This is a genomic window from Agrobacterium sp. SUL3, assembly GCF_001263295.1.
In the GTDB taxonomy this organism is placed as follows: domain Bacteria; phylum Pseudomonadota; class Alphaproteobacteria; order Rhizobiales; family Rhizobiaceae; genus Agrobacterium; species Agrobacterium tomkonis.
The window spans coordinates 17,613-31,793 of record NZ_KQ414520.1 but is presented as its reverse complement, the minus strand read 5'-3'; the positions used below and the strand labels follow the sequence as shown (position 1 = coordinate 31,793).

The 14,181-nt window shown below is 58.0% G+C and carries 10 protein-coding genes; 4 read left to right on the top strand and 6 right to left on the bottom strand.

The features are described from left to right. Positions 1–786: 786 nt before the first annotated feature. Complete coding sequence (locus tag AKG12_RS25765) at positions 787–3,696, bottom strand: UvrD-helicase domain-containing protein (RefSeq protein WP_285277964.1); 2,910 nt, start codon at positions 3,694–3,696, stop codon at positions 787–789. 394 nt (positions 3,697–4,090) lie between these two features. Here AKG12_RS25765 and AKG12_RS25760 point away from each other — a divergent pair, with 394 nt between their 5' ends. Continuing rightward, positions 4,091–5,098: a hypothetical protein gene (locus tag AKG12_RS25760; RefSeq protein ID WP_052820986.1), complete on the top strand. Its 1,008-nt coding sequence runs from the start codon at positions 4,091–4,093 to the stop codon at positions 5,096–5,098. Positions 5,099–5,307: 209 nt separating this feature from the next. Next, positions 5,308–6,843, top strand: coding sequence for a hypothetical protein (locus AKG12_RS25755; RefSeq protein ID WP_156316091.1), 1,536 nt, complete (start codon positions 5,308–5,310; stop codon positions 6,841–6,843). Positions 6,844–7,325: 482 nt separating this feature from the next. On the opposite strand, the gene bioZ is transcribed toward AKG12_RS25755, so the two are convergent. From bioZ to bioB, 5 genes are read right to left on the bottom strand one after another with little or no spacing between them, the layout of a single operon-like run. After that, positions 7,326–8,312 (bottom strand): 3-oxopimeloyl-[acyl-carrier-protein] synthase BioZ, encoded by a 987-nt coding sequence (gene bioZ / locus AKG12_RS25750; RefSeq protein ID WP_052820982.1) that lies wholly within the window; start codon positions 8,310–8,312, stop codon positions 7,326–7,328. A gap of 45 nt (positions 8,313–8,357) precedes the next feature. After that, entirely contained in the window at positions 8,358–9,653 is a 1,296-nt protein-coding gene (locus AKG12_RS25745; protein ID WP_052820980.1) for an adenosylmethionine--8-amino-7-oxononanoate transaminase, read from the bottom strand. Beyond that, positions 9,650–10,288 carry a dethiobiotin synthase gene (gene bioD, locus AKG12_RS25740; protein WP_052820976.1) on the bottom strand — a complete coding sequence of 213 codons (639 nt, stop codon included), beginning with the start codon at positions 10,286–10,288 and terminating at the stop codon, positions 9,650–9,652. The genes AKG12_RS25745 and bioD overlap by 4 nt, the downstream gene beginning before the upstream one ends. Further along, a complete protein-coding gene (locus tag AKG12_RS25735; RefSeq protein ID WP_052820974.1) occupies positions 10,285–11,430 on the bottom strand; it encodes an 8-amino-7-oxononanoate synthase in 1,146 nt (381 codons plus the stop codon). The genes bioD and AKG12_RS25735 overlap by 4 nt, the downstream gene beginning before the upstream one ends. Next, the gene (gene bioB / locus AKG12_RS25730) at positions 11,427–12,446 is read right to left on the bottom strand and encodes a biotin synthase BioB (protein ID WP_046801629.1); all 1,020 of its coding nucleotides are present in this window, start codon (positions 12,444–12,446) and stop codon (positions 11,427–11,429) included. The genes AKG12_RS25735 and bioB overlap by 4 nt, the downstream gene beginning before the upstream one ends. A gap of 232 nt (positions 12,447–12,678) precedes the next feature. On the opposite strand from bioB, the gene AKG12_RS25725 reads away from it, so the two are divergent. Further along, positions 12,679–13,125 carry an acetyltransferase gene (locus AKG12_RS25725; RefSeq protein ID WP_052820973.1) on the top strand — a complete coding sequence of 149 codons (447 nt, stop codon included), beginning with the start codon at positions 12,679–12,681 and terminating at the stop codon, positions 13,123–13,125. A 99-nt stretch (positions 13,126–13,224) separates the two neighbouring features. Further along, complete coding sequence (locus AKG12_RS25720) at positions 13,225–14,124, top strand: helix-turn-helix transcriptional regulator (protein WP_052820972.1); 900 nt, start codon at positions 13,225–13,227, stop codon at positions 14,122–14,124. Positions 14,125–14,181 lie beyond the last annotated feature (57 nt).

The window sequence follows — 14,181 nt, the reverse complement described above, 5'->3', positions numbered from 1 at the left end:
CTTTCAGGATTTGCGAGGGGTCATGCTAACGAGCTCTGCAACCTCCCAGCGCTTCAGGAGGCCCCTTCCCCATGCAGACACCTTCGTGTGCTAAAAAGCCGACGGACAGCACACGGCGCTTGTCGGTCATCATGACGCCCGCGTAGCGACATCAGCTTCATAACGCGCTGTGAGGCGTGCCCAAGGCAACGCATGGTTCCCGCAAGCGCGACGGCGTCCTGCAAGACCTACAAGTGTGCGCGAAGTAGCAGGGCGCCCTATCGCCGCCTCACCGCAAACTTGAGGTCCGAGAGCGGAAATTATTGCCGCTAGCCCTCTCCTGTTGACTGATGCCCAAAGCCAAGGCACAAAGGTGGCATCCACGGTCGCTCGCGGCGGGAAAATATAGGGAATTCAAAGGAAATTTTGGTAAGCCATTGAAATCATGTGAGAATCCAAGCCCCCCCCAGGCAAGTCATTTTCGAGCGAATTTTTGACCTAAACTGGCGCCCATATACCGCACAGAAAAGTGGTGTCTTCTCAATAACTTGAACAACACTGCCCCCCTTTTTCAAGCTTAAACGTGGTGCTCGAGCGGGTCTCGCAAAACTGGCTGGGGACCCGCTTTGGTCGGACGCCACTCCCTGACCACGCGATCTTCTTGACCGGAGCGGCTCATGACAGCGTATTGACGAAGCTTCGGCTTTTCTCCGATCGGCCCGAAAAATCGCTCCAATTATTCGCAAGGCGGCACCGTTTGTCGCACTTGGAAACTGACACATTGTGCAGGCCGCTCGGGAGCGTGTCCTAACGCTTCGACATTCTCGCCCCGACGCCTGCCATGCTGGTCGAAATCTTAGCCTTTCCTACGCAGGTAGGAAAACGGACACAGCTCAGGAAAGCACCATAGCGTCCAGATCGTTCAATCAGCCACCCATCCTTGCATTCCGGACATACCGGATAGCTGGTCGCGCAGGTACACCGAGCCTCGCCTGATCCGTCAAGGCGACGCGGAAGGCCAGCACCACAGGAGCGGCAGGCGGGCAGTAAATTTTCGCAGTGCTGGACATGTTCACAGCGATACCAAGTTCGACTATCCTGGCCCCGTACGTCCAGTAACCTTCCGCCACACTCTCCACACTCATGCGTCATCTGTTCGCTGCCAGCCTCCGCAGCAATGCCATATTCTGGGTCCTTCGCGAATTCCGTCACAAAGGACGATGGTCTTGAGTTGGAGGCCATGATCGTCAGAGTGTGACGGGCTCTGGTCATCGCGACGTACATGACCCGCCGCTCCTCAGCGTTTTCGAACAATTCTTCGTCTGGCGACACCAAGGTTAGCAAAGGGTCGTCGACAATCTCAGACGGGAAGCCCATTCGGCCGCTGTCAACGTTAAGGACGATCACATGATCGGCCTCGAGGCCCTTGGATGCATGGATCGTCTTGAAGCTAATGCGCAGACGCGAGAATCGACGCTGCAGGTCTCTCATGTCCGGCTCAATAAAACGATACCGTCCAAGAAGTAGGACGCTTGCGGTGTTCGCAGGTTCGATCTTTGCGGATATCTCGGCAAGAATTTCGCCAAGTTTTTTCGCCTCCTCGTTCTTCGACGTCATGACGATCCTAATGGCCGGCTCTGTTGCATTGCCAGCAGGAATGATCTGTTTGGAGATTTGGGCAGGATTTTTCAGCACGAAGGCCCTCGCCGCCAATGCGATCTGGTCGATCGATCGGAAGGTGCGAGCAAGATCAACCGTCCTGTGAACTCCAGTCTTTCCGTTGAAGCTCCCACCAAATTCTTCGCCGAAGTGGCGCATCAGATGGATGTCCGACCCTGCAAATCGGAAGATCGATTGCCAGTCGTCGCCAACCGCAAAGACACGGACGTCCGGATGCTGAGCTTTCAATGCCTTCACCAGCCGGGCACGGCTCTGTGAAATGTCCTGAAACTCGTCTACTAGAATGTGGCGGAACGGGCTTACATATCGGCCGGATTCGGCATACTGGGCGGCTCGCAGGATCATGTCCTCGAAGTCTATGCGTCCGCCGAGACTTTTCTGATACTCCTCAAAAACTGGCGTGAAGACGGCGAGGAAGGCCTTGGCGCGATTGCCCAACTTCAATCGCTCGGACTTGGTCTCACAGTCAGCGACGCTATACCCCCCGCTCTTGAACTTGCGCAGGAAGGTGCCGAGTAGTTGTGAGAACGCGTCGACCTGATTTAGCTCAACCACACGGTCAAAGATGGTATCGGCAGGGCGAGGTTTGAGGATCACATGCGGTGCGAGCTTTTCTGCCAGTGCGGTGAGCAGACGCCCTTCCTGCCGCTCGTAGCTATATGTCTCGATAAGCATCGTTTCATGAGCCGCATGGACTTCGCGCTTCCATTCCATGCCGGCCAGATACTCGTCACGATTGATGAAGGGCGCGGTGAATAGCCGCTCGCTACCATCGGCCATTTTTTGCCGCCGAACGCCGAAATGCTCGATGTAGACACCACTTTCGGTCAGACGAAAATCCGGACAATAGTCCCGGCGCCCCGTCTCCCGGATCTTGTGCTCGTAATCCGGCTCGTACTCGTACTCGACGCCATTCTCATAAAGCCAGTTGGCGATCTGGAGCTCTTCGTAGCTCTTAACCTTTTCGCCCTGCAAGGTGCGGAGATCCTGCTTTTCAATGTGGGTGTAGAAATCGTGCTTGGTTTTGAAATCCCATTCGGTCTTAGGCTCGACCAGAAAGTGCGCGAACCACTGGATAATCGCCCTAGACACTTCAGACAGCGCCCGAACCAGATCCTTCAGGATCTGTTTGATCAAGTGCGTAAACTTCACATCATCAGTAGCGTGATCGGCCAATGCGGGCTTCGAACCCTCAACGCTCCCTATGATGTCATAGGCAATGGCGTGGAAAGTTCGCGCAACAATCGGCACGCCGGAACGTACTTCGACCCGTTCCGACATTTCTTCGGCAGCGTTCTTAGCAAATGCCAATAATAAGATCTCGTCCGCCCGACGGATCCCGGCCTTCACGAGATAAGCCGCTTTGGCCGTGATTACACTTGTCTTTCCGGACCCAGCACCAGCGAGGACCAACGTTGCGTCCTCGTCGACGACGACAGAAAGTCGCTGTTCCGGCGTCAGAGGCTTGCTTTCAATTGTATCAAAGAAATCCTTCCAGTGTTCTAGCTCCACAGGGACAAAGGTCGCGATGGCGGTCGCTCTTATTGCGTCGGGCTCGACGGCGAACTTCCTTACAAGTGCAACACGCTCGGCTTGGTCGGTTCCGATGGCCTCTGGTTGAAGTTTCGATAGAAGCGAGGTCTCAAGCGCCCTGGCTTCGCTCAGAAGTGACGCGAGTTGGCAGGCAGCAGGATAACGAACTGGCTCTGCCAGCTTGGAAATCGCAGCATGAAGACGACGCAGGCGGTCTGCTTCACGTTCAAGCGCCGCGAGGTTGAATCCTACCCAGCCTGCTTTAAGGTCTTCAGCGAATGCGTTCGCATCTGTATACCGCACGCCACGAATTACGATATTGTGCTCCATAGCAGTGACAGTCATCGTCGCGCAAAGTAGCCCCCTCCGAACCCGCGGCGCCGAAGATATCGCCTCCAGGGGAACGTTTATGGTTGATCCTCGCCGCGTGAGCCGCAGGTGATCTCGTTCAAGCTCCAAAGCCTGACATGATGTCCCGAACGGATTCGCAAGTAGTCCAAGCAAGGGGCGTTGTTGCAGTCGGTTCAATAAAGCAGCCTCATTCGCGTGCGGCGCAGGGGCTATGAGGCCGCAAATGTTCTGACTAATACATCACGAAGAGTAAAAAGGATGCGTATGAACCGACGACTAAAGTTCTGCGTTGAACGAACACATCGTCGAGCGGAAGCCACAGGGGCTACCTCACGCGAGTTGTGGCAATTTCTGGCATCGCCGTCTACACGCACTACGTGCTCGGAGCGGAAATTGTTTCCGCTTGACGCTCGGTAGCGACCCGTTCCACCGCCCGACGTCGCATTTTGCTAGGGCATAAGGGGATGGCGTCTTGATCAGCTTCCTTCTAGTTTGTCCTCATTTTCGCGAGAATCAGTGGGTGTGTCCCCTTTTCAGGTGATTTATAGTGAGCAACTCCAGTGATTACGGCTCTTTGAGTATCTACGTCAGAGAACTTGGCGGCAGCGTCTCGATCGACCTCAACCCCTACGCCGATAGCGAATGGGAAGAGGAACAGCGAGAGCGAGGAGAACGTATTGCAAGACTCGAAAGCCTAGGAAGCATCCCCTTGTTCGCTGGAAGTTCCCTTTCTTATATAGAATTGGACAAGCGCGGTATCTCGCCGGAACATTGGCAGTGGGGCGCATATCAGGCAGAGCGCTATCTTCGCCACTATGATTCTTGGCTCAGGTTGGAGCCGCTGTTCGTGCGGCAACTTCATTCCGTTGGTCGCTCTTACGCGATACGACGATACGCCAAGTTCGAGCGGCTGCCTATCGCGGCCGCAATGACTGCGGCACTGCCCCATGGGGCGAGCGCGCTTCTTCATGAATACTTCGTGTCAGAGGGCCTACAATCGGCTCCTGCTCTTAGCCAAAGAATCTACGCCATTCTACGGCACGGCCTAGAGAACCCCGATGCGACCGCCTATTCAAAGACTACATGCGTTCAGGCTGAGATTCATGCGATAGCGACTGAGGCGTGGGGCGGATCCGCAGATATGACGCTCAGCCGCAAAAAGACGCGCCAGATACTGGCGCTGAGCCGCCTGCATTTTTCGGTAGCAGAATCCAAAGGCTCCTCACTGAGAAAATTGGCCCAACTGGAGGAAATGTATGCTACCGAACGAGAACGGCTATGCCGGGATGGACCCGCGTATCTGCATCCCTTTGCGCGCTTCATCCGAAATTGGCATGTGCAACATGTATGGCCGCTCACGGCCTATTATCCGATTTCCATTCGCCACGCCTTCGATCGTGGCAATCGGCATCTCAAGATGAACAGTGGGAATGCAGAGCGCGAGTTGACGGTGAACGAACTTGCTCTCGTATTTTGTTCAACGTCGAAAATCGAGCAAACTGCGCGAGAAAAAGGCCCGCGAAAAGCTGAGGCGGATCAGACTCTACCGTGGTGAAGATTTGTCGCTTCCAAGATCACCCTACCCAGGTGGATGCCGGTCACCCTTTTCGTCTGAGAAAGAGGAAGAAATTGGTCGGCGCACCTCTGTACTGCGTTGGTGCAGATCACGACTCTATTACGGACGCGGATGGGTGGAAGCACATAAACGCCTACCGCGACGGGCAGCGAAGGCACGCTATCACGCTTACTCAGCGCGAGGCCGACTTGATCGCGGTCAAGAATCCGGGCGCCGCACCACCCCGAGCGCTTGAGGCGCTTCTTCCTTGGTTACCTCGTGAGAAATATCTCGGTGATTCTGGGAAGAGCTTTACACTCTTGACCAGTCTGCTGCGCAGGTATGCCGCCCATCTCTTCGTGCCTGATGAATACTGTGATCGCGCTTGGGCCACGGTCTGCAACTCTGTGCGAATGACAAGCAGTCTCGACGCCAGCTTCTACAGTGCGTGGCATCTTCCTCTTCAAGAGGCCTTTGTCTTGAAAGAAGCGCGTGGGGATCGGTCTGTGATCGCGATCGACTTCAATGCTATGTATGCGGCATGTATGCAGCATCAATTTCCCGTCCCAAGCGCGATGAGGCGCGTTCGATACGATCGGCACTTGAGTCCAACGGATGAATTGCCCGTCGGGCTATTTCGGTGTCGGCTTGGCGGCGAACTCAGCTCGTTCATTCGTCGGTACAACCCTTTCCGGACTTTCTTCTCCGGGCGATATGTAGGTGCCTCGCTTGATGACGACATTGAGGTCGATCTAAACGAGTTCGAGGTTGCCTTCTATCGCCGACATTTTTCATGCATCTATGTGGTCGATGCTGTTCTGAGCGACGGCGTCATGATGCATCCCCTCGCCAAGGAGGCACGGCGAGCCTTCGCTAGCCGAATGAGCTATCGATCGCAGGGCAACAAGGCCCTTGCGGATCGGGAAAAATTCAAGATGACGCTCCTGTCATCCTGCACCAACCGCCCGACTAAGATGCGAAGAACATTCAATGACAGCGCGGAAGCGTTGGCGTTTCTTGCCCAACGCTTTGGCATTCAACCTTTTCCGGGCGAACCTACCGCGGCTTTCGCCACGTGGCTTAAGAGAGGGAAGCGTGTCTCACTTGCCTACGATGCAGCCGGCACGACCGTTACCGCACCTTCGCTTGAGAGCGCGAGCGCCTGCTTCAGCCTTAGCCAGAGAATCGTAGCACGCGGGAGGACAATGCTCCTGGAGCAAATGGAGAAGATCTCCCGGCTCTCACCTGACGTGGAGATCTGCTACTGCAACATCGACTCGATACATTTTTCCGTACCAAAGTCTGCTCTTCCTAACATCCTCGGTCAGCTCCAGGCCGAGGTGTCGGAGGAGATGGGTAGCTTTAAGATAGAAGCAGTGACGGACTATGGCCTCTGGCTCGAGCCTGGACGTTATTGGCTGTATTCGTCCGCAGTGGAAAAGTTCCGGAATCGCGGCATCGGCGACGGTGTTCATCCCTTCAAGGATCGTCGCATCCATGTGTCGAGCCGTCGAATCGGTGGCTTGCACATCCCCATCCGTGCGGAGATTGATCTCGGCGGCTCCATGTCGGACGCCACGAGCCTCGTTTCCGAAGAGGCCGGGTTCGCGAGGCAGTGCCATGCCGGGGTATCGAACGCTACCCGATTCGGTGACGTGATAAAGGCGTTGGAGACAAATCGTCGATGTGCCATCCCCGAAAAGCTCGCGGCTTTTGAGAGTTTGCGTAGCAGGATGGCAGAATAGATCCAGGGGATCAGCTTGCCACGCTGCCACGCGGCAAGCCGAAGTCGCCATTTGCTTGATTGGCGCGCAGCGCCCCACCATGTGGGCGTGTTCAACGAACACTGGCCGCAGGAACGGAAGATCCGAGCAGATCCTGCAGACTTTCATATAGAAGACCTAGTCAGCCGCAGCAAGCATGACGCCGATTCAACCGTGGTGAAAACACCGGTGGTTCCGGACGCGGCGACGTGCTCTGATCAAGGCTCCGGATCAGGGATACATAATGGAAATAATTGCCGCGTGGTTCCGCCAGTTGACTGAGGCCCAAAGCCAGGGCACAAAGGTGGCATCCACGGTCGCTCGCGGCGGGAAAATAGAGGGAATTTCAAGGCCTTTCTACTAAGTCATTGAAATCACGTGAGAATCCAGGTTCCCCAGCCAATTTCTTCAAATAAAATCAAACATATACGCGCCGGCTTTTCGTTCTGCGCACTGCCACCGGGCTAATCCCGATAAACAATTGCCCCCCCGGTCAAACCGGCTCCTGCGGCGGTGAGCAATAACGTCTCGCCCTTTGCGATACGCCTTTCCGCATTGGCAACGGAGAGCGACAGCGGAATGGTCGCGGCGGAAGAATTGCCGAAGCTCTCCACCGTGCGGACGGTTTTCTGCCGGTCGATGCCGAGATTGCCGCAGACGGCATCGAACATGCGGGCATTGGCCTGATGGGGCACGAAACGGTCAATATTCGTGGCCGACAGCTCCGCCTGTTGCAGCACACGCTGTGAGGTTCGGGTCATCAGCGCCACGGCGCGGGAGAAAACCTCGCGGCCGTCGCGCATCGTCATCAGCGTATCCTCGGTGGGCGTATCCGCAGAGAACGGCTGGCTGCTGCCGCCTGCGGCTATCTGGATCAGATCGTAACCGCCGCCATCAGATCGCAGGTCGGCGGACAGAAGGCCACGCCGCGCCTCGTGGCACGGTCTAAGCACGACTGCCCCGGCTGCATCGGCAAAAAGGACAGCGCTTGCCCTTTCCTGAAGATTGATGCGGCGGCTCAGAATATTGGCCGCGACGACAAGCACGGCGCGACCATGGGTGCGGACAAATCCATCGGCAAGGGTGAGCGCATAAAGAAAGCCGGAACAGGCGCCGGCGAGATCGATGCCGCCCGATTGCGTCAGGCCCAATCGATGGGCAAGCAGCGGAGCGGAAGGCGGCAGAAGATGGTCCGGTGTGGAGGTCGCCAGCAATGTCAGCGCGACATCGTCAGGGGCGATTTCCGCATCTTCCAGCGCCATGCGGCCAGCCTCGGTGGCAAGGCCGCTCAGGGTATCGCCCTCTTCCGCCCAATAGCGCTTGAGAATGCCGGTTCGCCGCTCGATCCAGCCGGTCTCCAGCCCCAGGCGCACCTCTATCTCGTCATTGCCGACGCACCGCCCCGGAACGGCATGTCCAAAGCCGGCCATGCGCGAAGAAAGTGTCTGCATTGTCTGGTCTTTCAAGAGTGTTCAGGAGGCTGCGGATATCCGGTGTCACACCATCCCGGGCACAGGTGTTTTTATGCGAGCGGTTTCGGTGACGATCGAGGCCACTTCATCGATGGCGTCGAAGGCATGGCCCAGATCGTCTGGTGCCGCACAATAGGGGGGCATCAGATAAACAACGTTGCCGAGCGGGCGGATGACAAATCCCCGCTCCCGAAACAGGCGCCGCATACGCGGCCCGACTTCGGCGAGATAACCACCGGAAGGCACCACGAGATCGAGCGCGGCTATGGTTCCCGCCTGCCGGATATTGGTAAAACGTCCGTCATCCGCAAAGCGCCGCAGATGGTCTCCCAGCATCTGTTCCAGTTGCCCGATACGCTGCGCCACCGGCTCATCCCGCCAGACCTGAAGATTGGCGACGGCGGCGGCGCATGCGATCGGATTGGCGGTGTAGGAACTCGAATGGAAAAATGTCTTATGGCGGTCGGTCGAAAAATGCGCATCGAAGAGAGCGCCGCTGCACAGCGTGGCCGCCAACGGCAGGGAGCCGCCGGTAAGGCCCTTCGACGTGCACAGGATATCCGGAGAAATTCCGGCCTGCTCACATGCGAAAAGGCTTCCCGTCCGGCCCCAGCCGGTCATCACCTCATCGGCAATGAACAGGCAGCCATGGCGTTCGGCGATCTGCTTCAGCCCGGCCAGAACATCCGCGCCATACATCTTCATGCCGCCGGCGCCGAGCACCAGCGGCTCGATCAACAGGGCGGCGACACGGCCTGAGCGGCAGAAATGTTCAAACATGTCGAGGGTGGCCTGCCCGCTGCCCGCTTCTGGAAAAGCCAGCCGATCGACACCGAAGAGCAGCGGCTCGTAAGCGGCATTGAACACGCCACGTTCACCGGTGGACATGGTGCCGATCGTATCGCCATGATAGCCATGCTCCATCACCACGATGCGATCGCGCTTTTCTCCGCGGTTATGGAAATAACCGAGCGCCATTTTCAGCGCCACTTCCACCGCAGTTGAGCCGCTATCGGAGTAAAACACGTGTTCCAGCCCGGCGGGCGCAATGTCGACCAGCCCTTTTGCCAGCTCTTCGGCAGGCTCGTGGGAAAATTCGGCAAAAATCACCTGATCGAAGGCCTCCGTCGCGGCGCGGATGGCGGCCATGATCGCCGGATGCCGGTGACCATGGGTGATGACCCACCAGGATGAAATCGCATCGAACAGCCGAGTGCCATCCTCATCGACCAGATAGGCACCTTGCGTGGACACGATGCGTTTCATCGGCGGCTCCAGCCCGTGCTGGGTGAAGGGATGCCAGATGGGCGAATGGCTCATGCCGTAACCTCCAGAAAATCGGCAGGATTGAATTGTTGAGCGAAAGCCTGATGCAGCGCTCCGGCGGTCATCTCAGGCAGACGCGGCAGACGGCCGAGTGCACGAACTCGGCCGATATCGGTGATGATGCGCTCATTTTCCGCATTCTCGTCACCGATGAAAACCAAACCATGCACCGGAATGCTCCGTAACCGCAGCGCTTCAAGCGACAGCAGCGTGTGGTTGATGGTGCCAAGCGCAGTTCTGGCGCACAGGATCAGCGGGATTTGCCAGTGGGCGAATATATCGGCGAACAACAATCTGTCGGTCAGCGGCACCAGAAGCCCGCCCGCCCCTTCAATTACCAGCGGCCCCTTCGTTTCCGGCGGTTGCAGGAGGGTGGGATCGATCGTCACATTGTCGAGACGGGCTGAAAGATGCGGCGAGGCCGGTATTTTGAGGCGATAGGCTTCAGGCAGGATACGGGCGCGCGGCACACCACCCAGCCGTTCCACCGTCTCGCTGTCGGTCTCCTCCTCCAGCCCGGATTGGACCGGCTTCCAATAGGAAGCCTGCAAGGCGTGGGTCAACGCCGCGGCAAAAACTGTCTTGCCGATGCCGGTATCGGTGCCTGAAATGACGAAACGAAGGTTCATGCCCGCTCCTCCTTCAATGCGAAGGCAAGCAGCCCGACCATATCGGCAATCTGGCTCTCATCCACATTCAGCGTGATGGAAAGACGCAGGCGCGCCGTTCCTTCCGGCACCGTCGGCGGACGGATCGCCCGCACGTCAAAACCACCTTCGCGCAGGCGCGCAGCTATGCCGAGCGAACGGGCATTGTCGCCGATCATGACCGGCATGATCTGCGAACCGCTCGGCATGACCCCGAGCCGTGAGCGTAGCTCTTCGCCGGCAAAATTTACCAGCGCCGCCAACCGCGACCGCCGCCAGGCTTCATCAGCGAGGATCCGCAAGGCTTCCCGTACCGCCGCCGCCATCAGCGGCGAAGGTGCCGTGGAATAAATGAAGCCCCGGGCGCGGTTGATGAGGTATTCGGCGAGAACCGCCGGCAGGCTCAGGACTGCGCCGGAAAGGCCCAGCGCCTTGCCGCAGGTGTGCAACGCCACCACATTGCCCCGCCCTTCCAGCTCCGCGGCAAGACCACGGCCGCCAGGCCCGAAAACGCCGGTGGCATGAGCCTCATCGACCACAAGAAAACCGCCATGCCGTTCGGCAAGGTCCGCGAGCGCCGCAAGCGGCGCCCGGTCGCCATCCATGGAATAAAGGCTCTCAACCGCGATCCATGGCCGTCCACGACCACCAGCCTGTCGCCAGCGGTTTATTTCCCGTTCGAACGCCTCGACCTTGTTATGTGACACGGCGAGCGCCTGTGCCTTGCCGGTCGCAATACCATCATGCGCGCTGGCATGGATCAGCGCATCGTAGAGCACAAGATCGTCCCGTAATGGCAAGGTGGAAAAAAGCGCAACGTTGGCGGCGAAACCGCTGGCGAAATAGATCGTTTTTTCCGCCCCGAAAAACGCTGCCGCCTCCACCTCCAACGCCTCATGTTCCGGGTGGTTGCCGCGCAGCAACCGTGAGCCGCCCGCGCCGACCGGTACACCCCTCTCGATTGCTTCGGTAAGCGCTGCCTTCAGCCGGGGCGCATCGGCAAGTCCGAGATAGTCGTTGGAGGTAAAATCGATCCCCTGTTGGGGAACGAGCGCCCGTAGCCGCGATTTGCGGTGCAGGCCGGCAAGTTTCACCTCGTAAGCGGAGAGCGCCGATGCGTTCACCGGCCCTCTCCTGACTGCGCAGGCTGCAACTCCATCGGCTTCAGACCCAGACGCCGGAACAGTGCCGTATCATGATCCTCACCCGGATTATCGGCCGTCAGCAACGTTTCACCGACGAAAATGGAATTGGCCCCGGCCAGAAAACAGAGTGCCTGCGTTTCGTCGCTCATCTCGGTGCGCCCGGCGGAAAGCCGCACATGCGAACGCGGCATCAGGATTCGTGCCAGCGCAATGGTGCGGACGAAATCGATCGGGTCGACAGGATCGGCATTGGCGAGCTTCGAGCCGGGGATCGGGATGAGCATGTTGATCGGCACGCTCTCCGGCGGCACCGGCAGTCCGGCAAGCGTCACCAGCATCGAAATACGATCCTCGACCGTTTCCCCCATGCCGAGAATACCGCCGGCACAGACCTTGATACCCGCATCGCGGACATTGGCGAGCGTTTCCAGCCGATCCTCGAAAGTGCGGGTGGTGATGATCTGCGAATAAAAGCGCTCGGACGTATCAACATTGTGATTGTAATAATCGAGCCCGGCATCGGCCAGCCGTTCGGATTGCTCCGGCGTCAGCATGCCGAGTGTCATGCAGGTCTCCATACCCAGCGCCTTGACGCCCTCAACCATGGCCACCACGGCCTCCATGTCGCGCTCCTTGGGGTTGCGCCAGGCCGCGCCCATGCAATAACGCGTCGCCCCACCTTCCTTCGCCTTGCGCGCCTCCGCCAGCACCCGCTCCACTTCCATGAGCTTGGAGGCCTTCAGACCCGTCGGGTTGCGGGCCGACTGGCTGCAATAGCTGCAATCCTCAGGGCATCCCCCCGTCTTGATGGACAACAACCTGCTCATCTGGATGGCATTGGCATCGAAATGGCGGCGATGCACCTGTTGGGCTTGAAAAAGCAGATCGTTAAACGGTAAATTATAGATAATTTTCGCTTCTTCGAGTGCGGAACTTGCCTCGATCACGGGAAGTGCAGCCTGATTTCGAGCGGTTTGCGCAATTATCTGATCCATTTGACAGCCTCTCCTTCAAAATAAATAGATAGAACTTCTTTTTATCTATTTTTTTTATCTCCGTTTTTGCAAGTGCTTTTTTTTGGGAAAGTTCTCAACGCCGTAAATCTGGCTGGACAGCGGAGCTGAAATCGCCTGCTTTCGCTGCGGAAATCATCAACCGCAAAGGTGCGCGAAAAAGATCCAGGCGGTCCCCATGGCGTGAAAAGGTCGCAATTGCTAAGGGTGGGACATGATCACACTTCGCCCCTCCACCAACCGCGACACAACCCGCATCCTCGACATATGGAGCCGGGCCGTCGACGCCACCCACGGCTTCCTTCTTCCGACGGATCGCGCCGCGATCGGTGAGGAAGTCGAAGCCTTTCTCCCGCAAATGCCCCTGATGCTTGCGGTCAATGTTTCGGATTACCCGCTCGGCTTCATGTTTCTGCATGAAGGGCACATGGAGGCGCTTTTCATCGATCCGGATCATCACGGCAAAGGCATAGGCAAGGCGCTGGTGCAGGCGGCCATCGCCACGCATCCCGGGCTGACCACCGATGTCAATGAACAGAACATCGAGGCCATGGGCTTTTACTGTAAGCTGGGTTTCGAGCCGACAGGGCGCTCCGATCTTGACGGACAGGGGCGGTCCTACCCGCTCGTTCATCTTCGATTTCGCGCAACAGAAAAATAGGCTGCCGGGATCGTCGGGGAGGATCAGGCCACGAATACCATCATCCGTTTCGCAACCGACGATTTCCAGCCCGAGCACCGCTTCGACCAATGGCGCGAGGTGCGCGGCAAAAGCCTGTTTGGCGTCACGATCGAGCTTGCGCGGGATCGCCGCAACAGCTTTCAGGGGTCATTTCAGGCGCGCGCCATCGCCAACGCCGTCGTGAGCGAGATGCACGCCTCCTCCTATCGGGTGGATCGTACGGAAGCCGACATTGCTCGCATTGCCGGCGACAGCCTCTGTATCGGCCTGCAGGTCAGGGGTTCCGGATTGCTATATACGGGCAGGGACCGGGTTCATGCCGTCGGCGGCGGTGATATCACCATCAACCACTCGGATCTGCCTTATGCCGGCATACCGGGTGGCGAAGATCATTTTCATTTCCGGATGCTCAAAATCCCTGTCGATTACGAGGTTATGCTCGGCCAGACAGCCTATGATCTGTTTGCGGCCCGTTATACGGATAATGCCGCCTTCTCGCGGCCGTTCCGGGCCCTCTTCAACGCGCTGAATGCCGATCATGACCGGCTCATCGACCCCGCCCGCGATGTGACCCACATCACCCGGCTTGCGATGACGGCGCGCGGACGGCTTTCTCCCGCCATGCCGGAGGTGCGCGCCGCCCTTCGCACCGGGCTTTGTTATGCGGCCCAGGACATCATGATGCGGAAAAAATCCCGCCAAAACCTGACGCCCGCCGCAGTGGCGAAGGAACTGGGAATTTCGCTCCGGCAATTGCACGTCGTGTTCGAGGGCGCGGAACTGTCATTTTCCCGCACTCTGTCGTCCATGCGGATCGAGGAGGCAAAACGGCTGCTGCTGGAATTTCCCGCTTTGCCGATCACGCAGATTGCGCATGGCTGCGGCTTCGACAGCCTCGCCACCTTCTACCGGGTGTTTGCCGCCGCCTACGGCATGGCACCGGGCGACGCCCGCGTCATGGGCCTGCCCGCAGTTTAAAATTTCGCCTCTGCGCGCAATGAGAAGACGCCTCATCCCCGCCCCTGTAAGGCCCAT

Bases quoted from the DNA above. Each gene is read 5' to 3' on its own strand.
- AKG12_RS25745 (WP_052820980.1), bottom strand. From the start codon at position 9,653: ATGAGCCATTCGCCCATCTGGCATCCCTTCACCCAGCACGGGCTGGAG.
- AKG12_RS25725 (WP_052820973.1), top strand. From the start codon at position 12,679: ATGATCACACTTCGCCCCTCCACCAACCGCGACACAACCCGCATCCTC.
- bioD (WP_052820976.1), bottom strand. From the start codon at position 10,288: ATGAACCTTCGTTTCGTCATTTCAGGCACCGATACCGGCATCGGCAAG.
- bioB (WP_046801629.1), bottom strand. From the start codon at position 12,446: ATGGATCAGATAATTGCGCAAACCGCTCGAAATCAGGCTGCACTTCCC.
- bioZ (WP_052820982.1), bottom strand. From the start codon at position 8,312: ATGCAGACACTTTCTTCGCGCATGGCCGGCTTTGGACATGCCGTTCCG.